The following is a 23,652-nucleotide window of genomic DNA, read 5'->3' on the forward strand; positions in this document are numbered from 1 at the left end:
CCGGAACCACTCGTTCCGGGGGCCTTCGTCCGCGTCTGTCGGTCATGCTCCGTAGACTGGCGGCGTGAGCGAGCTCCCTCCAGACAGCAGCGACCAGCCCGACGCCCGCGACTCCTTCGAGGAGATCGTCGAGGCGGAGACGGACCGCGACCCGGACCTCGCGGTGATCGAGGCCGGCAGCCGTACCCTGCGCACCCAGGGCGGGTCGCCGCAGCCCGACGTGCCCGCCCGGCCCGAGGACCCCGAGGTGGACCGGGCCCTGCGCGAGGTCGAGACGGAGCTCGCGACCCGCTGGGGCGAGACCAAGCTGGAGCCGTCCGTCACCCGGATCTCCGCGCTGATGGACGTCCTCGGGGACCCGCAGCGGGCGTACCCGTCGATCCACATCACGGGGACGAACGGCAAGACCTCCACCGCCCGCATGATCGAGGCCCTGCTCGGCGCCTTCGAGCTGCGCACCGGCCGCTACACCTCCCCGCACGTGCAGTCGATCACCGAGCGCATCAGCATGGACGGCGGTCCGATCCCCGCCGAGCGGTTCGTGGAGACGTACCAGGACATCAAGCCGTACGTCGAGATGGTCGACGCCCAGCAGGAGTACCGGCTGTCCTTCTTCGAGGTGCTGACCGGCATGGCGTACGCGGCCTTCGCGGACGCGCCGGTGGACGTCGCCGTGGTCGAGGTGGGCATGGGTGGCAGCTGGGACGCCACCAACGTCATCGACGGCGACGTCGCCGTGGTCACCCCCATCTCCCTGGACCACACCGACCGGCTCGGCGCGACGCCCGGCGAGATCGCCGCCGAGAAGGCCGGCATCGTCAAGCAGGGGGCCACGGTCATCATGGCCCAGCAGCCGGTCGACGCGGCGCAGGTGCTGCTGAAGAAGGCCGTGGAGGTCGACGCAACGGTGGCCCGCGAGGGCCTGGAGTTCGGCGTGGTGGCCCGCCAGGTCGCCGTCGGCGGGCAGTTGCTCACCCTGCGCGGGCTGGGCGGCGAGTACCCCGACGTGTATCTGCCCCTGCACGGCGCCCACCAGGCGCACAACGCGGCCGTCGCGCTCGCCGCCGTCGAGGCGTTCTTCGGCGTCGGTTCGCAGCGCGCGGAGACGCTGGACCCGGACACGGTCCGCAAGGCCTTCGCGGCCGTCACCTCGCCCGGACGCCTCGAAGTCGTACGGCAGTCGCCCACGGTCGTCCTGGACGCGGCGCACAACCCGGCGGGCGCGCAGGTCACGGCCGAGGCGATCGGCGAGGCGTTCGACTTCAGCCGGCTGATCGGCGTGGTCGGGGCCAGCGGCGACAAGGATGTGCGCGGGCTGCTCGAGGCCTTCGAGCCGATCTTCGCGGAGATCGTCGTCACGCAGAACTCCAGCCATCGCTCGATGGACGCCGACGAACTCGCCGCGATCGCCGTGGAGGTGTTCGGCGACGAGCGTGTCCAGGTCGAACCGCAGTTGCCCGACGCCCTGGAGGCCGCGATCACGCTGGCCGAGGAGGAGGGCGAGTTCTCCGGCGGCGGTGTGCTCGTCACCGGTTCCGTCATCACGGTCGGCGAGGCCCGGCTGCTGCTCCTGGGAAGGGACTGACTTCTTCCGTGCGTACGCTCTGTTCCTCGACCCTGATCGGTGAGGCCTTCGTCATCGGCTTCGCCGGTCTGGTCGCGATGAAGGACCCCGACCTGTCGATGTCGACCGTGTGGACGGTCAGCGGCATCGCGATGTTCCTGTGCGTGGTGCTGTGCGGCATGGTGACCCGGCCGGGCGGGGTCGCCCTGGGCTGGGCGCTCCAGATCGCGCTGGTCGCCTCCGGTTTCGTCGTACCGACGATGTTCTTCCTCGGGGTGCTGTTCGCCGCGCTGTGGTGGGCCTCGGTGCACTACGGGCGGAAGATCGACGAGGCGAAGGCGAGATTCGCGGCGCAGGCGGAGCCGTCCGCGGCTGACGCTGCGTGACGGTCGTCCGAACACGCCCTGTAACCTCATCCCACCGCACACCCGGCAGCAAGAAGGAGTCCTCCCGTGACCCAGCGCACCCTCGTCCTGCTCAAGCCCGACGCCGTCCGTCGTGGCCTGACCGGCGAGATCATCAGCCGCATCGAGCGCAAGGCCGGCTGGCAGATCACCGCGCTGGAGCTGCGCACCCTGGACCAGGAGACCCTGGAGTCGCACTACGGGGAGCACAAGGGCAAGCCCTTCTACGAGCCGCTGGTCGCGTTCATGGCGTCCGGTCCGGTCGTGGCCCTGATCGTCGAGGGTGAGCGGGTCATCGAGGGTGTGCGGGCGCTGGCCGGTCCGACCGACCCGATCGCCGCGGCCCCCGGCTCCATCCGGGGTGACTTCGGTGTCATCGTCCGGGAGAACCTGATCCACGCCTCGGACTCCGAGGAGTCCGCTGAACGTGAGGTGAAGATTTTCTTCCCGGGTCGTGCCTGAGAATAAATTTTCGGACTATTTTTTGAGGGGCCGTCAGGTCTCCCAGCCCGCCTGACCTGGGACGGCCGTGCATTTTCGGCCGTCCTTCGGCATATGCGTGCCGATCGGGGGAACGCGTGCCTCCGTTGGGCCGTCTCCGGGGGCGAGACGGAGCAACGTCTGCTGACAATGGCGAAGACCCTCGCGCAGTGTTCGTGCAGGCGCGTCTACGATGTAACCCTTCACGTCACAGCACCCACCTCGCCGACCTGAAAAGCCCTCAAAAGCCTGCAGGTAGGCCAGTCGAATCCTGATGGGGAACTCAATGTCGTTCATCGGCCGTGACATGGCTGTCGACCTCGGGACCGCCAACACGCTGGTGTACGTCAGGGGTCGCGGGATCGTACTCAACGAGCCGTCCGTCGTCGCGATCAACACCAACACCGGTGGCATCCTCGCGGTCGGCGCCGAAGCGAAGAAGATGATCGGGCGCACACCTGGCAACATCGTTGCCGTCCGTCCACTGAAGGACGGCGTGATCGCCGACTTCGAGATCACCGAGCGGATGCTCCGCTACTTCATCCTGAAGATCCACAAGCGGCGGTATCTGGCTCGTCCGCGGGTCGTCGTCTGTGTGCCCTCGGGTATCACGGGTGTCGAGCGCCGCGCCGTCATCGAGGCGTCGACCCAGGCCGGCGCCCGTCAGGTGCACATCATCGAGGAGCCCATGGCGGCGGCCATCGGTTCCGGCCTGCCGGTCCACGAGGCCACGGGCAACATGGTGGTGGACATCGGCGGCGGTACCACGGAGGTCGCGGTCATCTCGCTCGGCGGCATCGTCACCGCCCAGTCCATCCGCGTCGCGGGTGACGAGCTGGACAACGCGATCATCCAGTACATCAAGAAGGAGTACTCCCTTCTGCTGGGTGAGCGCACGGCCGAACAGATCAAGATCACGATCGGTTCGGCGTACGAACTCGACGCTGACGAGCACACCGAAATCCGCGGCCGGGACCTGGTGTCCGGGCTGCCGAAGACCGTCGTCATCTCGGCGGCCGAGGTCCGCAAGGCGATCGAGGAGCCGGTCAACGCGATCGTCGACGCGGTCAAGACCACTCTCGACAAGTGCCCGCCGGAGCTCTCCGGCGACATCATGGACCGGGGCATCGTGCTGACCGGCGGCGGCGCCCTGCTGCGCGGTCTGGACGAGCGGCTGCGCCGTGAGACCGGTATGCCGATCCACATCGCCGAGGACCCGCTGGACAGCGTGGCGCTCGGTTCCGGCAAGTGCGTCGAGGAGTTCGAGGCCCTCCAGCAGGTCCTGGACGCCGCGCCGCGCAGATGACGTGACTCTTCGACTCCGCCGTACGAGACGTTCTCCTCTCGTGCGGCGGGTCGTCGACACAGAGACATAAGCTCCCCCGGACGAGCCTCTCCGGGAACCTTGGGGGGTTCCTCGGGGTTCCCTGGTTTTTCTTTTCCCACTTCTGCCCGTATTCCTATGAGGAAGGCACGGCCGCCGCACGTGAGGGACACACGAGAGAGCCGGCTGCTCCTGGTGCTGCTGATCGCCATCGCGTTCGCATTGATCACGGTGGACATCCGTGGCGGGGAGGACTCCCCGGTCGAAGGCGCCCGACACGCCGCGGCCACGGTCTTCGGCCCGATCGAGAACGGGGTGTCGTCGGCGGTCGACCCGGTCGGCAACGCGGTCTCCGCCGTCCGCGACTCCGGCGAGCGCCACGACCGGCTCGCCCTCCTGGAGAAGGAGAACGCGGCGCTCAAGGCGAAGCTCGGCAGCGACGACCGCAACACCAGCCGGCTCAGGCAGCTCGACAACATGCTGAAGATGGCGGGCACCGGCCAGTACGGCATCAAGGGTGCCGAGGTCATCGCGATAGGAGCGGCCCAGGGCTTCTCCTGGACCGTCACCATCGACGTCGGCGCCAACGACGGCATCCGGCGCGACATGACCGTACTGAACGGCGACGGCCTGGTCGGCCGGGTCACCACCGTCGGTCCGGACACCGCGACCGTCCTGCTCGCCAACGACCCCGACTTCACCGTCGGCACCCGTTTGGAGTCCTCCGACGAGCTCGGCTTCGCCTCCGGGCAGGGCGACCGCCCGCTGCGCGTGGAACTCCTCAACGGCAAGGCCGAGGTGAAGAAGGGCGACCGCCTGGTCACCTTCGGCTCGCAGGCCGACAAGCCCTTCGTGCCGGGCGTCCCGGTCGGCGTGGTCTCCCGCGTCGACCCCTCCGGCGGCGATCTCACCCGCACCCTCTACGTCACGCCGTACGTCAGCTTCACCAAGCTCGACATCGTCGGCGTCGTCGTCCAGGCCCCGGCCAAGGACCCGCGCGACACAGTGCTTCCGAAGAAGCCGAAGCCCGTTCCCACGCCGACGGTGACCATCACCATCACCCCGTCCGCGAACGCGCCCGCCGACGGCCAGACCGAGCAGCAGTAGGAGCTGAATCCCCATGCGCGTCAACCGGATCCTGCTCTCCACGGCGCTGGTCGTCGTCGCCCTGGTGCTCCAGGTGAGCGTTCTCGCCCGGCTGCACCTGCCCGGCGCCGTGCCCGACCTGCTGCTGCTCACCGTGCTGGGCCTGGCCATCGTGTACGGCCATGTGGGCGGCGCCCTCATCGGCTTCGGCGCGGGTCTGCTCGCCGACCTCGCCCCGCCGGCCGACCACGCCGCCGGGCGCTACGCCCTGGTGCTGTGCGTCATCGGCTACCTCGCCGGGCTCGTCAGACCGGAGAACGGCCGGCTGAAGTCGGCCATTGGCCCGATGGCCGTGGTGGTCGCCGCCGCGATCGGCTCCACGCTGCTGTACGCCCTGGTCGGCGCCCTGGTCGGCGACACCGCCGCCCGTCATGTGGGCCTGGGCAGCCTGCTGTTCAGCGCCGCCCTCTACGACCTGCTGCTCGCCCCGTTCGTCGTCCCCGGCATCATGTGGCTGGCCCGGCGGGCGGAGAACGATCCGCTGGCCGAGGCGAACTCGCCCGGGAAGGGCGGCGACATCTCCTCCGGCTGGCTGTCCTCGGGCACCGGCCTGCGCATCGGTGGCCAGCGCAACGGGCTGCGCGTGAAGGCGGCCAGGGCCCGCACCGCGCGTGCCGGCCGCATCAAGGGGGTCAAGCGACTGTGACCGGACGGCAGTTGGCCGCAGAGCCGCACAGGTCCGTCGTATATGACTCAGACACACTCTGAGAGGGGGAGCCGACCACCGTGACCAACATTCCCGAGACCGGACGGACACCGCGCGTCCAGATCCGGCTCGTCGTGATCCAGATTCTCGTCCTCTCCCTGCTCGGCACCCTCGGTGGCCGTCTGTGGTACCTCCAGATCCGGGAGGGCGAGGCGTACGCCAAGGAGGCCTCCGGCAACCACGTCCAGCAGGTCGTCCAGCCCGCCGTGCGCGGCTCGATCCTGGACGCGCGCGGCGTGGCCCTCGCCGACAACGAGACCCGGCTCGTGGTCTCCGCCTCCCGTACCGACCTGCTGAAGCAGAAGGACGACGGCAAGGCCGTCCTGACCAAGCTCGCGGGCGTCCTCGGCCTGGACCCCACGGAGGTCATGCAGAAGGTCCGGCTGTGCGACGCCAAGACGCCCCAGCCGTGCTGGAACGGCTCGCCCTACCAGCCGATCCCCATCACCGACGAGGCCACCCCCAAGCAGGCACTGCAGATCCGCGAGCGGGCCGAGGACTTCCCCGGCGTCACCGCCGAGCCCGAGGCGGTGCGCCGCTACGCGGCACCCGGCAAGTCCAACGCCGCCCAGGTCCTCGGCTACCTCTCGCCCGTCACCGACGACGAGCTCACCCAGGCCCAGGACACCGACTCGCCCTACCTGCGCTCCGACCAGGTCGGCCGCAGCGGTCTTGAACGCCAGTACGACAAGGAGCTGCGCGGCAAGGCCGGCGTCACCCGCTACGAGGTCGACAACCTCGGCCGGGTCATCGGCCAGGCGAAGGCCGACCCCGCCGAGTCCGGCTCCAACCTCGTCACCAGCATCGACTCCCGCGTCCAGCGGGTCGCCGAGTACGAGCTGAACCAGGCGATGAAGACCGCCCGCCAGCAGTTCGACAAGATCACCGGCGAGAACTACAAGGCCGACTCCGGCGCGGTCGTGGTGATGGAGGCCAAGACCGGCCGCATCGTCGCCATGGCGTCCGCCCCGACCTACGACCCGAACGTCTGGGTCGGCGGGATCTCCGCCAAGGACTACAAGAAGCTCACCGGCAAGAACTCCGACTACCCGCTGCTCAACCGCGCCATCCAGGGTCAGTCCGCGCCCGGTTCGACGTTCAAGGTGGTCTCCACCGCCGCCGCCGTGCAGGCCGGGTACGAGTGGGACGGCGGTTACCCCTGCACCAGCTCCTACTCCGTCGGCGGCCAGGTCTTCAAGAACTTCGAGGGCGAGAGCTTCGGCCCGATCTCGCTCGGCCGCGCCCTGGAGGTCTCCTGCGACACCGTCTTCTACGGCCTCGCGGACCGGGAGTGGAAGAGGGACGGCGGCATCAACCCCAAGAAGGGCCAGCCCAAGGACTGGTTCTTCAAGACCGCCCACCAGTTCGGCCTCGGCAAGGAGACCGGCGTCGACCTGCCCAACGAGGTCACCGGACGCGTCCCGGACCGCCAGTGGAAGCTGAACTACTGGAAGGCCAACAAGGACGCCTGGTGCAAGTCCGGCAAGAAGGACGGCTCGTACGTCGAGAAGATCGAGTACGAGAACTGCCTCGAAGGCAACAAGATGCGCGAGGGTGACGAGATCAACTACTCCATCGGTCAGGGCGACACCCTCGTCACCCCGATCCAGGAGGCCGTCATCTACTCGGCGGTGTCCAACGGCGGCACGATGTACACGCCGAGCATCGGCAAGGCGATCATCAGCGCCGACGGCAAGACCGTCCAGGAGATCAAGCCGAAGTCGCACGGGAAGCTGCCGGTCGGCAAGGCGACCATCAAGGGCATGAACGAGGCCTTCGCGGGCGTCATCACCCGCGGTACCGCCGCCTGGAAGTTCGGCGGCTGGCCGCAGGACAAGATCGCCCTGCACGGCAAGACCGGTACCGCCGAGGTCTACGGCAAGCAGACCACGTCCTGGCTGGCGACGTACAGCAAGGACTACACGATCATCATGACGATCTCCCAGGCCGGTACCGGTTCCGGTGCCTCCGGTGAGGCCGTCCGCAACATCTACAGCGCCCTCTACGGGGTCCAGGCCGACGGCGCGATCGACAAGAAGAAGGCGCTGCTGTACACCCCGCAGAAGGGCCTGCCCCAGGTCCGTACGGACGGCACGATCTCCAGCCCCAGGATCTCCCGCGACCCGGCCAAGGACCTGCACGCCGAGCCGACGCAGTCGCCCTCCCCGGACGACTCGCAGCCCGCGGCGACCACGTCCTCGCCCACCACGGGCAACCGTGACACCCGCAGGCGCTCGCGCCGCAGGGGAAGCCGGAGGATGCCCGCATGACCGGAAACAGCTTCTCCGTCTCCGGCTACGGACCCCGACGGGCCGGCTGGACCCGGGTCTTCGCCCGTGAATCGCTGGCGCGCAGGCTCGACTGGCCGATCCTGCTGGCGGGCCTGGCCCTGTCGTTCCTCGGCTCGCTGCTCGTCTACTCCGCGACCCGCAACCGCAACGAGATCAACCAGGGCGACCCGTACTACTTCCTGCTCCGGCACCTGATGAACACCGGCATCGGGTTCGCCCTGATGATCGGCACGGTCTGGCTCGGCCACCGCACCCTGCGCACGGCCGTGCCGCTCCTGTACGGCGCCTCGGTCTTCGGGATCCTCCTGGTGCTCACCCCGCTGGGCTCGACGGTCAACGGCGCGCACTCGTGGATCGTGCTCGGCGGCGGCTTCTCGCTCCAGCCCTCGGAGTTCGTGAAGATCACGATCATCCTGGGCATGGCGATGCTGCTGGCCACCCGGGTCGACGCGGGCGACCGGCAGTACCCCGACCACCGCACCGTCCTCCAGGCTCTGGGACTGGCCTCGGTCCCGATGCTGATCGTGCTCCTCATGCCCGACCTCGGCTCGGTCATGGTCATGGTCATCATCGTGCTGGGCGTGCTGCTCGCCTCCGGCGCCTCCAACCGCTGGGTGTTCGGCCTGATCGGCGCGGGCACGCTCGGCGCGGTCGCCGTCTGGCAGCTGCACATCCTGGACGACTACCAGATCAACCGCTTCGCGGCCTTCGCCAACCCCGAGCTCGATCCCGCGGGCGTCGGCTACAACACCAACCAGGCCCGTATCGCGATCGGTTCCGGCGGCCTGACCGGCGCCGGTCTCTTCCACGGCTCGCAGACCACCGGCCAGTTCGTGCCCGAACAGCAGACGGACTTCGTCTTCACGGTCGCCGGCGAGGAGCTGGGCTTCGTCGGCGCGGGCCTGATCATCGCGCTGCTCGGCGTGATCCTGTGGCGCGCCTGCCGGATCGCCCGCGAGACGACCGAGCTGTACGGCACCGTCGTCGCGGCCGGGATCGTGGCCTGGTTCGCCTTCCAGGCCTTCGAGAACATCGGCATGACTCTCGGCATCATGCCGGTCACCGGTCTGCCGCTGCCGTTCGTGTCGTACGGAGGCTCGTCGATGTTCGCGGTCTGGGTGGCCATAGGGCTGCTCCAGTCGATCAGGGTGCAGCGGCCCATGTCGGCCTGACGGGCCACACCACCGTTGACGGCGGGGCGGGGGCGGAGCGAGCGGCGCGACCGCCTCCGCCCCCGCCCCGTTCCGCATCACCTTGCTGCCTCCGCCTCGCGGCCTTCACCTCACTGCCGTCACCGCACCGCCTTCACCTCGTCGCCGAACGGAATCTTCCTCCGATTCACCTCCGATGCCCTCTGCCGTCAGGCCCCGACTGGCACTAGATTCGGTTCATGGCGGACACGAAGCGTGAGATCGAGCGAAAGTACGAGTCCGACGACAGTGGCCTGCCCGACCTGACCGGCGTCGCCGGCGTCGCGGCCGTACTGGACAAGGGCGTCGCGCACCTGGACGCGACCTACTACGACACGGCGGACCTGCGGCTGGCCGCCGCCTCGATCACCCTGCGCCGCCGCACCGGCGGCTCCGACGCCGGCTGGCACCTGAAGTTCCCCGTGGCCCCCGGCGTCCGGGACGAGATCCACGCTCCGCTCGCCGACACCCTCCCGCCCGCCCTCGCCTCCCTCGTCCGCTCCCGCGTCCGCGACACCGAACTGCTGCCCGTGGTGCGCCTGCGCTCCGAACGCGACGTGCGCGACCTCGTCGACGCGGACGGCCGGCTGCTCGCCGAGGCCGGCGTGGACGCCGTACGCGCCGACCGGCTCCTCGGGGGCGACGCCAGCGCCCAGTGGACCGAGATCGAGGTGGAGCTCGCGGACGGCGGCGACCCGGCCTTCCTCGACACCGTGGAGAAGCGGCTGCGCAAGGCGGGCGTACGGCCGTCGAAGTCGACGTCGAAGCTGGCCCGGGCCCTGGCGGAGACGGCCCCGCGGGACAAGCACGGCAAGGCGGGCAAGGCAGGTAAGGCCGGCAAGGCGGCCAAGGGCGCCAAGGGCGGCCCGGCCGGGCCGCCGCGGTCCGGGCGCGGGAACCCGCCCGGCGCGCCCGTGACGGCCGGCGACCACGTCCTCGCGTACGTCACCGCCCAGCGCGACGCGCTCGTCGCACTCGACCCGGCCGTCCGCCAGGACGCCCCCGACTCCGTGCACCAGATGCGCGTCGCCACCCGGCGGCTGCGCAGCGCCCTCCGCTCCTACGGCAGGATCCTCGACCGCACGGTCACCGACCCGATCGGCGAGGAGCTGAAGTGGCTCGCCGGCGAGCTCGGCGTGGACCGCGACCGCGAGGTGCTCACCGAACACCTGACGGCCGCCCTCGACGGCCTGCCCCGCACCCTGCTGTCCGGCCCGGTCCGCACCCGGCTGCGCACCTGGGCACGCGCCCGGCGCGGCGGATCGCGCCGCCGGCTCATCGGCGTCCTGGACTCCAAGCGGTATCTGGCGCTGCTCGACACCCTGGACGCGCTGGTCGCCGCCCCGCCGCTGCGCAAGGCGGCCGCCGCCGAGCCCGGCCCGACGCTCGCCAAGACCGTACGCAAGGACTTCGGCAGGGTCGACGCCCTGGTCGAGGCGGCGCTCGGGCTGGCGCCCGGCCAGGACCGGGACCTCGCCCTGCACGAGGCCCGCAAGAAGGCCAAGCGGACCCGGTACGCGGCGGAGACGGCCGTGCCCGCCCTCGGCGACCCGGCATCGGTGCTGGTCAAGTCGATGAAGACGCTCCAGACCGGGCTCGGCGACCACCAGGACAGCGTCATGGCCCGCCGGACCCTGCGCGAGCTGTCCGCCGTGGCGCACGCGGCGGGTGAGAGCTCTTTCACCTACGGCGTGCTCTACGGACGCGAGGAGCAGCGTGCGGCGGACGTGGAGCGGGAGTTGCCGCAGACCTGGAAGGAGATCAAGGAGGGTACGGCCGTCCGTGCGTACGGGGGACCTCCCGGTCCGCGTTAGGCTTGATGGCCACCCTCCCCCAGCCTCCGGCCGGGGGTAGCCCCAGCCAGCTCACGAAGGTTCGCGAGATGCCTACCGAAACCGCCGCGGCTGCCGAGTCTGTGTTCCCGCAGCTCGAAGCTCTGCTCCCGCACGTGCAGAAGCCGATCCAGTACGTCGGCGGAGAGCTCAACTCCACGGTCAAGCCGTGGGAGTCGTGCGACGTCCACTGGGCGCTCATGTACCCGGACGCCTACGAGGTCGGACTGCCCAACCAGGGCGTCATGATCCTCTACGAGGTGCTCAACGAACAGGACGGCGTCCTCGCCGAGCGCACCTACAGCGTGTGGCCGGACCTGGAGGCGCTGATGCGGGAGCACGGCGTCCCGCAGTTCACGGTGGACAGCCACCGTCCGGTGAAGGCGTTCGACGTGTTCGGCCTGTCCTTCTCCACGGAGCTCGGCTACACGAACATGCTCACCGCCCTGGACCTCGCGGGCATCCCGCTGGAGTCCAAGGACCGTACGCTCGACGACCCGATCGTGCTGGCCGGCGGCCACGCGGCCTTCAACCCGGAACCGATCGCGGACTTCATCGACGCGGCGATCATCGGCGACGGCGAGCAGGCCGTCCTCGACATGACGAAGATCATCCGCGAGTGGAAGGCGGAGGGCCGCCCCGGCGGCCGCGAGGAGGTCCTCCTCCGCCTGGCGAAGACCGGCTCGGTGTACATCCCGGCGTTCTACGACGTCGAGTACCTCCCCGACGGCCGGATCGCCCGCGTGGTCCCCAACCGGTCCGGCGTCCCGTGGCGCGTGTCGAAGCACACGGTGATGGACCTGGACGAGTGGCCCTACCCCAAGCAGCCGCTGGTCCCGCTCGCCGAGACCGTGCACGAGCGCATGTCGGTGGAGATCTTCCGCGGCTGCACCCGAGGCTGCCGCTTCTGCCAGGCGGGCATGATCACCCGCCCGGTCCGCGAGCGCTCCATCACGGGCATCGGCGAGATGGTCGAGAAGGGTCTGAAGGCGACCGGCTTCGAGGAGGTCGGCCTGCTCTCGCTGTCCTCCGCGGACCACTCGGAGATCGGTGACATCGCCAAGGGCCTGGCGGACCGCTACGAGGAAGACAAGATCGGCCTCTCCCTGCCCTCCACCCGGGTGGACGCCTTCAACGTCGACCTGGCGAACGAGCTGACCCGCAACGGCCGCCGGTCCGGCCTGACGTTCGCGCCGGAGGGCGGCAGCGAGCGCATGCGCAAGGTCATCAACAAGATGGTCTCGGAGGAGGACCTGATCCGCACGGTCTCCACCGCGTACGGCAACGGCTGGCGCCAGGTGAAGCTGTACTTCATGTGCGGTCTGCCGACGGAGACCGACGACGACGTCCTGCAGATCGCCGACATGGCGATGAAGGTGATCGCCGAGGGCCGCAAGGTCTCCGGCCAGAACGACATCCGCTGCACGGTCTCGATCGGCGGCTTCGTCCCCAAGCCCCACACGCCCTTCCAGTGGGCCCCGCAGCTCTCCGCCGAGGAGACGGACGCCCGCCTCACCAAGCTGCGCGACAAGATCCGCGGCGACAAGAAGTACGGCCGCTCGATCGGCTTCCGCTACCACGACGGCAAGCCCGGCATCGTCGAGGGCCTGCTCTCCCGCGGCGACCGTCGGATCGGCGCCGTGATCCGCGCGGTCTACGAGGACGGCGGCCGCTTCGACGGCTGGCGCGAGCACTTCTCCTACGACCGCTGGATGCGCTGCGCGGACAAGACGCTGCCCGCGTTCGGTGTCGACGTCGACTGGTACACCACGCGCGAGAAGACCTACGAGGAGGTCCTGCCCTGGGACCACCTGGACTCGGGCCTCGACAAGGACTGGCTCTGGGAGGACTGGCAGGACGCCCTCGACGAGACGGAGGTCGAGGACTGCCGCTGGACCCCGTGCTTCGACTGCGGGGTGTGTCCCGCGATGGACACGACCATCCAGATCGGCCCCACGGGCAAGAAGCTGCTGCCGCTGACGGTGAAGCAGCCGGCCGGGAGCGGGCACGAGCACGCGCACTGAGTCCGGCACCGAATGACGCGAGGGGTCCCCGAAGAGTCGGCTGATTCTTCGGGCACCCCTTCGGGTTACCGGTCAGGCCGCTGGGAGAGGGGCCGCCGGCTGTGTGCGGTGGCGGTTACTCGGTGGGGGGGATGGTGCTGCCGCCGTTGGTGGCGCCGGCGAGCGGCTGACGGTAGATCCTGAGCCAGGGGTTGGGGACACCCATGGAGTTGTTGCAGTTCAGGGTGGCGTCGGGGTTGGTGTTCGGGTTCGCCACGCAGGTGGTCTCCCAGACCTGGCCCACGGTCGTGATGACGTCGAACTTGATGGGAGTTCCGTTGTTGGCGCCGCGTCCGTTGATGGAGGTCCCGCAGACGAAGCCGACGGGGTTTTTCTCGCTGTCCACGCCGCCCTGCGGGTAATTGGCGTGGGTGCTGAGATCGGTCCACAGGAACGGGTGGGGATCGGAGCCGCTGAGGTCGTGGATGCCCGCGAAGGTCCTGGTGCCGGACAGCACGACCCGCAACTCGAAGTTGTTCGAGTCCTGCTGCGCGTCGATGTCGGCGCACGGACCCGGCGCACCCGTGGCACCGGTTGCGCCTGTGGCCCCCGTCGCGCCTGTCGCGCCCGTGGCTCCGGTGGCGCCTGTCGCGCCTGTGGCCCCCGTGGCGCCGGTCGCGCCATGATCACCGCGGGCGCCGGTGGTACCCGTGGGCCCTGTGGGTCCCGTGGGTCCTGTGGGACCGGTCTTGCCGGGGTGGCCGGGGTTGCCCTTGTCGCCCTTGGGACCCCTCGGCCCCCGGTCGCCCTTCTCGCCCTTGGGACCCCTCGGCCCCCGGTCGCCCTTCTCGCCCTTGTGCCCCTTCGGACCCCTCGGACCGGTGGGACCCGTCGGTCCCTTGCAGCCGCTGGTGCCGCCCATGGCCTCGTCCTCGGCCATGGCCTCGTCCGGCAGCGACCTCATGCCGGACTTGCACTTGTCGCCGCCGAGACCGACCGACGTCCTCGACGGATCGGTGACGCTGCGAGCCGCCGCGATCGACGGGCCGGCCACGCTGGCAGCCATGACGAGGGTGAGGGAGGCGAGCATGCCCGCCTTTCTGAATCGCGTCCGGGCCACGGGCCCGAGCCGCGAGGTGGTCCTGTGCTCAGGACTCATCAGTGCGCTCCTTGTGTCAACCGGTTCGGGTGATCCACCGAACTCGGGTGCGAGCTTGACGGTGTACTGACGGTCGGAGGCGCACCGCCGAGTGGGACTCGCCTATTTACGTTGAATCGGACTAATTCAATGCATTCGGATGGGGCACTGTTTACCGGCGACCACCCGTCCGGCCTGGAACGCGGCCGTTCGGGGAGCGTTGCGGGCCGCCCGCGCGTGGGGCGACGGCGGTGTGCGGGAGCTGTGTCACGTTGACGTCCACAGGGAGGCGGGGGCGGACGGACCCGCACAAAGACGGACAGGTGAAGCCGTGAAGCAGCAGACCCTCTGCCTTTGCATGATCGTCAAGAACGAGGCCCGGGTGATCGAGCGGTGCCTCGGCTCCGTACGGCATCTGATCGACACCTGGGTGATCTCCGACACCGGCTCCACGGACGGCACCCAGGAACTGATCCGCAAGGTGCTGGACGGCATCCCCGGCGAACTCCGCGAGGAACCCTGGGTCGACTTCGGGCACAACCGGACCGCGAACATCCAACGCGCCCGCGGCCGGGCCGACTACATCCTCACCCTCGACGCCGACCACGTGATGCGCCAGGACGCCCCGCTGCCCCGGCTGACGGCGGGCTCGTACATGCTGCGCTACGACACCCCCGGCACCCAGCACCGGTTCAAGCACCTCATGCGGGGCGACTGGGCCTGGCGCTACGAGGGGGTCACCCACGAGTACCCCTGCACCGACGAGCCCGACGCGCAGGAGAACCTCGACGCGCTGGTGATCGAGGACCACGCCGACGGCGGCTGCCGCAGCGACAAGTTCGACCGCGACGCCCGCCTGCTGCGGGCCGAGCTCGCGCGCGACCCCGACAACCCGCGCACCGTCTTCTATCTGGCCAACACCGAACGGGACCGCGGGCACAGCGAAGAGGCGATCGCCCTGTACGAGCGGCGGGCCGCCATGGGGGGCTGGGCCGAGGAGGTCTACTGCTCGCTCCTGGAGGCCGGCCAGCTCCGGGCGGAGCGCACCGGCGACTGGCCGGGTGCGATGGACACCTTCTCCCGCGCCTGGGAGTCCCGCCCCCAACGTCTCGAGGCCTGCTACGAGTTGGCGTCACGGCTGCGTCTGAAGGGCCGTTACCGCACCGCCCACGCGCTGCTCAGCGAGGTCATCGGCCGACCGGAGCCGGACGACCTGCTCTTCACCAGGTCCTGGGTGTACCGCTGGGGCCTGCTCTTCGAGTTCTCCATCACGGCCTACTGGGTGGGCGAGTACGCCGCCGCCGTACGGGCCTGCGACCGGCTGCTCGCGATGCCGGACCTGCCCCGGGCCATCCGCGACCAGACGGAGATCAACCGCGGTTTCTCCGCCGCGCACGTCGTCGCCGTACCCGCGCCCGCCTCCGCGCGCAGACCGAAGGCCGCGCGCGCCGGGAAGGCCGCCCGGCGCAGGTGATACGCGGCAGGACACCCCGGTTCGTCCGGGCCCGTCCGGGCTCGCCCGGGACGCAGGGGCGCGCGAGGGCATCCGTACCGGCCTCTCGTGCGTCTGTACACGCATGGAGCTGGAGAAACCGTCCGCGCGCGGGGTGCCGCCGCGGCAACAGGACCCCGAGGGCTGCCTCGTCGTCGCGATCCGCATACCGGTGCGGATCGTCGTGCTCGTGCTGGTGCTGCCGGTGCGGATGGCGTGGGACGCGCTCGTCGTGGGCGGGCGGTTCCTCCAGCGCACCGTCCTGCGCCCGCTCGGCCGGGCGCTGGCGTGGGCGGGCCGGGCGCTGTTCGTGTGGCCCGTGGTGGGGCTGTGGCGATACGTCGTCCTTCCCGTCGCCGCCGGGCTCGCCTGGGCCGGGAACCTGCTCGCCGCCGGGCTCGCCCGGCTCGGGAACCTCCTTGCGGTCTCGCTCGCCTGGCTCGGCAGGACGTTCGTCGTCGCGCCGGCCCGCTGGTGCCACCGGTACCTGCTGACACCGGCGGGAGGGGTGCTCCTCCGACTGCTGCGGGGGGTCGGCGCGGGGGCGGCCTGGGTGTACGCGAGGGTGCTGACGCCGGTCGGACGCGCGGCGATGTGGGTGCTGCGGGGGACCGGGCTCGTGCTGACCGCTCTCGCGGCCGGGGTGTGCACGGGCGTGGTGTGGCTCGTGCGGTACCTGGTCGTCGTGCCCGCGGTGTGGACGTACACGTGGATCCTCGCCCCGGTGGGGCGGGTGATCGCCCGGCTGGCGGGCGCGGTCGTCGCCGGGACGGTGTTCTGCCTGTACTGGACCGCCCGGGTCCTGCTCGTGCTGCCCGCCCTCGCGCTGTGGCGCCTGGTGCTCCGGCCCGTCGGCCGGTTCCTCGCCGTCGTCGCCCGCGAGACCGGGGACGCCCTCGGGCACGCCTGGCGGATCGCCGGACACATCTCCCTCGCCGCCGGCCGGCTGCTCGGCACCCTCTTCCGGTGGATCTTCGTGGAGCCGGTCCGCTGGGCGTACCGGGCGGTACTGACCCCGGTCGGGCACTTCGTCCGGGACGCCGTGCTGCGGCCCGCCGCCGCGGCCGCGCGCGAGGTCGGCCGCGCCGTCCGGCAGACGTACGCCGCCGTCCGTGAACCGGTGCGCCAGGCGCTCGCCGCCGCCCGTGACTCGGTGCGCCAGACCCGCGCCGACCTCCGGCGGGCGCTGTTCGGCGAACCCCGCCGGCCGGAAGCGGTGGACCGGCGGGAACCCTCGGGCCGCGAGGCACGTACTCTTGGTAGCAGTACGACCGCTCTCACGAAGGACTGAACGACACTGGGCAAGCGACAGCCCGAAGGCCCGCCGCCCGCACCCGCGGTGCAGCGCATCCGACTGCGCTACACCAAGCGCGGCCGCCTCCGGTTCACCAGCCACCGTGACTTCCAGCGCGCCTTCGAGCGTGCGCTGCGCCGTGCCGAGGTGCCGATGGCGTACTCGGCCGGTTTCACGCCGCATCCGAAGGTGTCGTATGCCAATGCCGCACCCACCGGCACCGGCAGTGAGGCGGAGTACCTGGAGATCGCGCTCGTCGCGACCCGCGATCCGCAGACGCTGCGCGCCCTCCTCGACGAGTCGCTGCCCGACGGGCTCGACATCGTCGACGCGGTCGAGGCGCGTACGTCGGGGCTCGCCGACCGGCTGACGGCTTCCGTGTGGGAGCTGCGGCTCGACGGTGTGGAACCGGCGGACGCACAGCGTGCGGTCGAGGCGTTCAACGCGGCCGGGACCGTCGAGGTCCAGCGCATGGCCAAGAACGGCATGCGCACCTTCGACGCCCGCCCGGCCGTCGCGAGCCTGGAGAGCGTGGAAACGCACGATGCACAGGCCGATAGGCCTATCCACCGGCCCTGTGCGATACTGCGCCTGGTTGTTCGGCACGTGACGCCTGCCGTACGACCCGACGACGTCCTGTCCGGTCTCCGCGCCGTGGCCGACCTGGCGCCGCCGGTCCCCGCAGCGGTGACCAGGCTGGCGCAGGGGCTGCTCGATGAAGAGACCGGCACGGTGACCGACCCGCTCGCGCCCGACCGCGAGGCAGCAGCGACCGAGCCCCCCACGGCCGGCGCCGCTGCCGCCGCGAAGGCGCCGCTGTAGGGAAGGTCCCGCGAAGGGACGGACGTCGTAGCGCCGCCCTCGTACTCGGGAGCCACCTGGGTCGGGCAGCGCACCGACCACAAGACTTTCGCCAGGCCGTACGCATTCGGCGTACGGAACCGGCGAGACAGGACACAGAGAGTTCCCGTGCGGCGCCCGCGCCCCGGACGGCGGCCTTTGCGCACTGCGCGAGCCGCGGACGTCAACGGCGTTCGACATGGTCGACGCCGGACCAGGCGCGGCGCCCGGGAGCCTTGACGGGAGAAACGCCCGCATGCTCGAGCCGACCGAATCGACGGAGTCCGTGCAGGATTCCGCATCCGACACCCCCAGCGACACCCTGCCGCCGCGCCGCCGGCGCCGTGCGGCTTCCCGCCCGGCCGGTCCGCCGACCGCGGCGGCCGAGGCGGCCGAGGCCGCCACGCCGGTCGTAGCGGCCACCGAGGCCGTGGAAGAGACCGTGGACGAGGTCGCGGAACCCCTGGCCGAGGAGGCCAAGGACGACGAGAACGCCGAGGCCGCGCCCGCTGCCCGCACCCGCCGGCGTGCGACGCGCCGTGCGTCCGCGCCCGCCGGAGCTCCGGCCGCCGCCGAGACCGTCGTACCCGCCGAGACCGTCGTACCCGCCGCGGTCGAGCCGGCCGCCGAGACCGTTGCGGCCGGTGCCGCGGAGGTCGCCGCGCCGGCCGAGGAGCCCGCGCCGCGCCGTGCCCGCCGCCGGGCCACGCGCAGCGTGACCGCGCCCGCCGGTTCCGCGCAGGCCGAGGAGATCGTGCAGGCGGCCGCGCCGGTGGCCGCCGCCGTCGAGCCCGAGGCCGAAGCCGAGGCCGAGGCCGAGGTGCAGCCCGAGCCCGTCGGCCGTACCCGCCGTCGTGCCACCCGCCGGGTGTCCGCGCCCGCCGCCGTCGAGCCGGCCGAGGCCGCTGCCGCCGCCGAGACCGCCCCGGCCGACGAGGCCGGGGAGAGCGCCGAGCCGGAGGCGTCCGCCGCCGACGAGGCCGCTCCGCGTCGGGCCCGCAGGCGCGCCACGCGCCGGGTGTCCGCGCCCGCCGAGAGCGCCGAGACGGCTGTCGAGGCACCGGCCGAGGCCGAGGCCGCCGCCCCGCAGGCGCCCGCCGCCGAGGCCCCCGTCGCGCAGGAGTCCGCCGAGGAGGACGCCGGTCCGCGCCGTTCGCGCCGCCGTGTCGTGCGCCAGGCGGCGATCGGGTTCTCCGAGCCCGCCAGGCCGAAGGCCGCCGAGTCCGACGCCCCGCGCCGGCCGGCCCGGCCCGCGGTCGCGGTGTTCCAGGCGCCCGTCTTCACCGAGCCGCGGTTCCAGACGCCCGAGCGGGCCGCCGCCCAGGCCGCCGCCGAGGCTGCGGAGGAGATCGCGCAGGCCGAGGAGGCCGAGGAGACCGCCGCCACGGCGCAGACCGCGGAGCCGGCCGAGGCCGCCGCGTTCGCCGAGGAGCAGAGCGGTCCGCGGCGCCGTCGCCGCCGCCGGGGCGCCGCCCCCGAGGAGCCCGAGGCCGCCCCGGTCACCGGCGTCACCGCCCGGGACGACAGCGGCGAGGCCGACGAGACCGAGGAGACCGACGAGGCCGAGGCCGAGGACGGCTACGAGGGCGACGAGACGGAGGAGACCGGCTCGCGCCGTCGCCGTCGGCGCGGCGGACGCCGCCGTCGCCGTGGCGAGTCCGGGGACGCCGACACCGACGAGCTCGCCGCCGAACAGGCCGAGCAGGACGCCGAGGACACCGCCGAGCAGGCCGAGGAGGACGCCGAGGAGGACGCCGAGGACGCCCACGACGAGGAGGTCGGCGGCTCCAGCTCCACCAGCCGTCGCCGCCGTCGCCGTCGTCGTCGCGCCGGTGACGCCTCGGCCGAGGCCGAGTCCGGCGAGAGCGACCCGGAGCGCACGGTCGTCAAGGTCCGCGAGCCCCGCAAGCCCGCCGAGCCGTCCGACGAGGTGCAGTCCATCAAGGGCTCCACCCGTCTGGAGGCCAAGAAGCAGCGCCGCCGGGAAGGCCGCGAGCAGGGCCGCCGGCGCGTGCCGATCATCACCGAGGCCGAGTTCCTGGCCCGCCGCGAGGCCGTCGAGCGCGTGATGGTCGTCCGCCAGAGCGGTGAGCGCACCCAGATCGGCGTCCTCGAGGACAACGTGCTCGTCGAGCACTACGTCAACAAGGAGCAGGCCACCTCGTACGTCGGCAACGTCTACCTGGGCAAGGTCCAGAACGTGCTGCCGTCGATGGAGGCCGCCTTCATCGACATCGGCAAGGGCCGCAACGCGGTCCTGTACGCCGGTGAGGTCAACTTCGAGGCGCTCGGCATGGCCAACGGGCCGCGCCGCATCGAGGCCGCCCTGAAGTCCGGCCAGTCGGTCCTCGTCCAGGTGACGAAGGACCCGATCGGTCACAAGGGCGCCCGCCTCACCAGCCAGGTCTCCCTGCCGGGCCGCTACCTCGTGTACGTGCCCGAGGGCTCGATGACCGGCATCAGCCGCAAGCTGCCCGACACCGAGCGGGCCCGGCTGAAGACCATCCTCAAGAAGATCGTCCCCGAGGACGCGGGCGTCATCGTGCGCACCGCCGCCGAGGGCGCGAGCGAGGACGAGCTGCGCCGTGACGTCGAGCGGCTCCAGGCGCAGTGGGAGGAGATCCAGAAGAAGGCGAAGAGCGGCAACGCCCCGACCCTGCTGTACGGCGAGCCGGACATGACCGTCCGCGTCGTGCGCGACATCTTCAACGAGGACTTCTCCAAGGTCGTCGTCAGCGGCGACGACGCCTGGGGCACCATCCACGGCTATGTCTCGCACGTCGCGCCCGACCTGGCCGGACGGCTGTCGCGGTGGACCTCCGAGGTCGACGTCTTCGCCACCTACCGGATCGACGAGCAGCTCGCCAAGGCGCTGGACCGCAAGGTCTGGCTGCCCAGCGGCGGTTCGCTGGTGATCGACCGGACCGAGGCGATGGTCGTCGTCGACGTCAACACCGGCAAGTTCACCGGTCAGGGCGGCAACCTCGAGGAGACCGTCACCAGGAACAACCTGGAGGCGGCCGAGGAGATCGTGCGCCAGCTGCGGCTGCGCGACCTCGGCGGCATCATCGTCATCGACTTCATCGACATGGTCCTGGAGTCCAACCGCGACCTCGTCCTGCGGCGCCTGCTGGAGTGCCTGGGCCGCGACCGTACGAAGCACCAGGTGGCCGAGGTGACCTCGCTGGGGCTCGTGCAGATGACCCGCAAGCGGGTCGGCCAGGGCCTGCTGGAGTCCTTCTCCGAGACCTGCGTCCACTGCAACGGGCGCGGTGTCATCGTGCACATGGAGCAGCCGACCTCCGCCGGGGGCGGCGGCAAGCGCAGGAAGCGCGGGCGTGGCGGTGACGGCCAGGGTCACGAGCACGAGCACGAGGCGGTCGCCTTCGACAGCGTCGAGCAGGAGGCCGAGGCCGAGGCGGTCGCCGAGGTCGTCGCCGAGGTCGCCGAGCCGATCGCGCTGCCCGCGCCCGACTTCGCGCCCGACGAGGAGCTGTACAGCAGCATCGCCGAGGCGGAGGCCGCGGCCGGCCGTGGCCGCTCCCGGCGCCGGACGAGCCGGCGGGCCTCGGCCCCGGCCGGTGCGCCGCGGGGCCGGAACGGGCGCGGCGAGGAGCCGAGGGCCGCGGAGCCGAAGGCCGAGGAGACCGAGGCCGAGTTCGCGGCCGTGGCCGAGTCGCCGCTGCTGCCGGAGACGGCCGCCGTCGCGCAGGCCGAGCCGGTCGCGGTCGAGGACCCGGTCGTCGAGTCCCGCACCGCCGAGGCCCCGGCTGTCGAGGCCCCGGCCGTCGAGGAGGCCGCGCCCCAGGGGCGTACGCGCCGTCGCGCCACCCGCAAGGTGTCCGCGCCGGCCGGTTCGCCCGCCGGGGCGGAGGCCGCCGTGGTGACGGTCGCCGAGGCCGCGCCGCAGGAGGCCGTCGTGGCGGAGCCGGCCGCGCAGGCCGAGCCCGAGGCGGCCGCCGAGAGCGCCGCTCCGGCCCGTCCGCGGCGTCGTGCGGTGCGCAAGGCCACCGCCGCGACGGCGTCCGAGGAGGCGGCCGTGACGGTCGTCGCGTCGGCCCCGGCGGACGAGACGCTCGTCGCCGAGGTCCCGGCAGCCGCCGAGGCTCCGGCGGAAGCCGCCGCGGAGGCCGCCATGGAGGCCGCCGTGGAGGCGGGCGCGGAGGCCGAGGAGCTGGAGGAGACCGCGCAGGAGGCTCCGGCCAAGAAGGCGGCCGCCCGCAAGACGGCGAAGAAGGTCACCGCGAAGAAGGCCGCGACCAAGAAGACGGCGGCCAAGAAGACGGCCGCCAAGAAGGCCACGGCGAAGAAGGCCACGGCCGCGAAGACGACGGCGAAGAAGACCGCCGCCAAGAAGACGGCGGTGGCGGCCGAGCAGTCCTCGCCGTCCGTCTCGGCGACGACGGAGGACTGACGCCGTAGCGCATCGCTGAAGCGCGGGACACCGAGACGGACTTCGGTGTCCCGCGCTTTCTTTGTCGTACATTGCGTTCGGGGGGCATTTCGGTAACACTGCGTGAATCCTGTGATGGATTGCACCTCAACCAGGGGTTTCCCTGTAGTAACTCTGAGGAAAAGATTTGCACCTCTGCTGGTAACGTGACGGTGGACTCGGCAGCTGGTGACATGTGAGCCGTAGACCACGCGAGGTACCTCGGGGCAGGGCCTCGTGGAAGACGTTCGCCGCAGCAAGGACAGAGGTGGACGGACTTTCCAGGGATGCGGACGTGCAACGCTCGACACCGTCCCTTCCCGACCCGTGCCCGACGTGGTGCGCCCGAGAGGTCACTGATGAAGGAGGGGGAGTCGATGAACGACGCCCATGAGTTGATACCCGCCGCCAGGCCCGTGATCGGCGAGGCGGAGATCGAGGCCGCCGTACGCGTGCTGCGCAGCGGCCGTGTCGTGCAGGGCCCCGAGGTCGCCGCCTTCGAGGCGGAGTTCTCCTCCGAGGTGGTGAGCGACCGGCACTGCGTGGCGGTCAACTCCGGCACCTCCGCGCTGCACCTGACGCTGATGGCCCTCGGCCTCGGCCCCGGCGACGAGGTCATCGTGCCGTCGTTCTCCTTCGCGGCCTCCGCCAACGCGGTGCGCCTCGTCGGCGCCGACGTGGTCTTCGCCGACATCGAGGCCGACAGCTACTGCCTGGACCCGGCCGCGGTCGAGGCGGCCATCACGCCGCGCACCGCCGCGATCATGCCGGTGCACCTCTACGGCCACCCGGCCGCCATGGACAAGATCATGGAAATCGCCGGGCGGCACGGCCTCGCCGTGGTCGAGGACGCCTGCCAGGCGCACGCGGCCGCGCTGCACGGGACGCCGGTCGGCGCCTTCGGCAACGCGGGCACGTTCAGCTTCTACCCGACCAAGAACATGCACAGCCTCGAAGGCGGCATGATCAGCACCGCCGACGCGGAGGTCGCCCGGACCCTGCGCCTGCTGCGCAACCAGGGCATGGAGCAGCGCTACGCCAACGAGATCGTCGGCGCCAACGTGCGCATGACGGACGTCTCCGCCGCCATCGGCCGGGTGCAGCTCACCCAGCTGCACGGCTGGACCGAGCAGCGCATCGCCAACGCCGCGTACCTCACGGAGCACATCAGCGCGCCGAACGTGGTGACGCCGACCGTCGCCGAGGGCGCCCGCCACATCTTCCACCAGTACACCGTGCGGGTCCGGGGCGACCGTGACGCCGCCATGGCGAGCCTGACCGAGGCCGGCATCGGCAACGCCGTGTACTACCCGACGCCGATCCACCGGCTGAAGCCGTACTGGGAGCCGGACCAGAAGGCCGGCCGCACCTGGGACCTGCCCGAGACGGAGCGCGCGGCCGCCGAGGTCGTCTCGCTGCCCGTCCACCCGGGTCTGTCCGCGGACCACCTGGAGCGCATCGTCTCCGCCGTCAACGCGCTGGGGGAGCAGCTGTGACCACCGCGCGTACCCTGCGG

16 protein-coding genes are annotated in these 23,652 nt (G+C 71.4%); 15 read left to right on the plus strand and 1 reads right to left on the minus strand.

The window, feature by feature from the left end:
• Nucleotides 1-64: 64 nt before the first annotated feature.
• From folC to ACZ7OY_RS02175, 10 genes are all read left to right on the plus strand, one after another.
• Nucleotides 65-1,585: a bifunctional tetrahydrofolate synthase/dihydrofolate synthase gene (gene folC / locus ACZ7OY_RS02130; RefSeq protein ID WP_471909606.1), complete on the plus strand. Its 1,521-nt coding sequence runs from the start codon at nucleotides 65-67 to the stop codon at nucleotides 1,583-1,585.
• 8 nt (nucleotides 1,586-1,593) lie between these two features.
• Complete coding sequence (locus ACZ7OY_RS02135; RefSeq protein WP_351601309.1) at nucleotides 1,594-1,950, plus strand: DUF4233 domain-containing protein; 357 nt, start codon at nucleotides 1,594-1,596, stop codon at nucleotides 1,948-1,950.
• A gap of 66 nt (nucleotides 1,951-2,016) precedes the next feature.
• Nucleotides 2,017-2,430 carry a nucleoside-diphosphate kinase gene (gene ndk / locus ACZ7OY_RS02140; protein WP_351601311.1) on the plus strand — a complete coding sequence of 138 codons (414 nt, stop codon included), beginning with the start codon at nucleotides 2,017-2,019 and terminating at the stop codon, nucleotides 2,428-2,430.
• A 304-nt stretch (nucleotides 2,431-2,734) separates the two neighbouring features.
• The gene (locus tag ACZ7OY_RS02145) at nucleotides 2,735-3,754 is read left to right on the plus strand and encodes a rod shape-determining protein (protein WP_351601314.1); all 1,020 of its coding nucleotides are present in this window, start codon (nucleotides 2,735-2,737) and stop codon (nucleotides 3,752-3,754) included.
• A gap of 180 nt (nucleotides 3,755-3,934) precedes the next feature.
• Nucleotides 3,935-4,879, plus strand: a complete 945-nt coding sequence (mreC, locus tag ACZ7OY_RS02150) for a rod shape-determining protein MreC (RefSeq protein ID WP_471909607.1) — start codon at nucleotides 3,935-3,937, stop codon at nucleotides 4,877-4,879.
• A gap of 13 nt (nucleotides 4,880-4,892) precedes the next feature.
• On the plus strand, nucleotides 4,893-5,564 hold the full coding sequence (gene mreD / locus ACZ7OY_RS02155) for a rod shape-determining protein MreD (protein ID WP_471909608.1): 672 nt from the start codon (nucleotides 4,893-4,895) through the stop codon (nucleotides 5,562-5,564).
• An 80-nt stretch (nucleotides 5,565-5,644) separates the two neighbouring features.
• Nucleotides 5,645-7,894, plus strand: a complete 2,250-nt coding sequence (gene mrdA / locus ACZ7OY_RS02160; RefSeq protein WP_471909609.1) for a penicillin-binding protein 2 — start codon at nucleotides 5,645-5,647, stop codon at nucleotides 7,892-7,894.
• A complete protein-coding gene (gene rodA / locus ACZ7OY_RS02165; protein ID WP_471909610.1) occupies nucleotides 7,891-9,087 on the plus strand; it encodes a rod shape-determining protein RodA in 1,197 nt (398 codons plus the stop codon). Before mrdA ends, rodA begins: the two co-directional genes overlap by 4 nt.
• 218 nt (nucleotides 9,088-9,305) lie before the next feature.
• Nucleotides 9,306-10,919 carry a CYTH and CHAD domain-containing protein gene (locus ACZ7OY_RS02170; RefSeq protein WP_471909611.1) on the plus strand — a complete coding sequence of 538 codons (1,614 nt, stop codon included), beginning with the start codon at nucleotides 9,306-9,308 and terminating at the stop codon, nucleotides 10,917-10,919.
• Nucleotides 10,920-10,987: 68 nt separating this feature from the next.
• Complete coding sequence (locus ACZ7OY_RS02175; protein WP_471909612.1) at nucleotides 10,988-12,961, plus strand: TIGR03960 family B12-binding radical SAM protein; 1,974 nt, start codon at nucleotides 10,988-10,990, stop codon at nucleotides 12,959-12,961.
• A 115-nt stretch (nucleotides 12,962-13,076) separates the two neighbouring features.
• On the opposite strand, the gene ACZ7OY_RS02180 is transcribed toward ACZ7OY_RS02175, so the two are convergent.
• Entirely contained in the window at nucleotides 13,077-14,099 is a 1,023-nt protein-coding gene (locus ACZ7OY_RS02180) for a hypothetical protein (protein WP_471909613.1), read from the minus strand.
• A gap of 310 nt (nucleotides 14,100-14,409) precedes the next feature.
• Between ACZ7OY_RS02180 and ACZ7OY_RS02185 the strand changes: the two genes are divergently transcribed.
• From ACZ7OY_RS02185 to ACZ7OY_RS02205, 5 genes are all read left to right on the plus strand, one after another.
• A complete protein-coding gene (locus tag ACZ7OY_RS02185) occupies nucleotides 14,410-15,552 on the plus strand; it encodes a glycosyltransferase (protein WP_471909614.1) in 1,143 nt (380 codons plus the stop codon).
• 103 nt (nucleotides 15,553-15,655) lie between these two features.
• A complete protein-coding gene (locus ACZ7OY_RS02190; RefSeq protein WP_471909615.1) occupies nucleotides 15,656-16,861 on the plus strand; it encodes a hypothetical protein in 1,206 nt (401 codons plus the stop codon).
• A 48-nt stretch (nucleotides 16,862-16,909) separates the two neighbouring features.
• The gene (locus ACZ7OY_RS02195; RefSeq protein WP_471909616.1) at nucleotides 16,910-17,686 is read left to right on the plus strand and encodes a TIGR03936 family radical SAM-associated protein; all 777 of its coding nucleotides are present in this window, start codon (nucleotides 16,910-16,912) and stop codon (nucleotides 17,684-17,686) included.
• A 274-nt stretch (nucleotides 17,687-17,960) separates the two neighbouring features.
• Nucleotides 17,961-22,118 (plus strand): Rne/Rng family ribonuclease, encoded by a 4,158-nt coding sequence (locus ACZ7OY_RS02200; RefSeq protein ID WP_471909617.1) that lies wholly within the window; start codon nucleotides 17,961-17,963, stop codon nucleotides 22,116-22,118.
• A 395-nt stretch (nucleotides 22,119-22,513) separates the two neighbouring features.
• Complete coding sequence (locus ACZ7OY_RS02205) at nucleotides 22,514-23,632, plus strand: DegT/DnrJ/EryC1/StrS family aminotransferase (protein WP_471909618.1); 1,119 nt, start codon at nucleotides 22,514-22,516, stop codon at nucleotides 23,630-23,632.
• Nucleotides 23,633-23,652 lie beyond the last annotated feature (20 nt).

It is taken from the genome of Streptomyces sp. NPDC107559 (assembly GCF_055657365.1).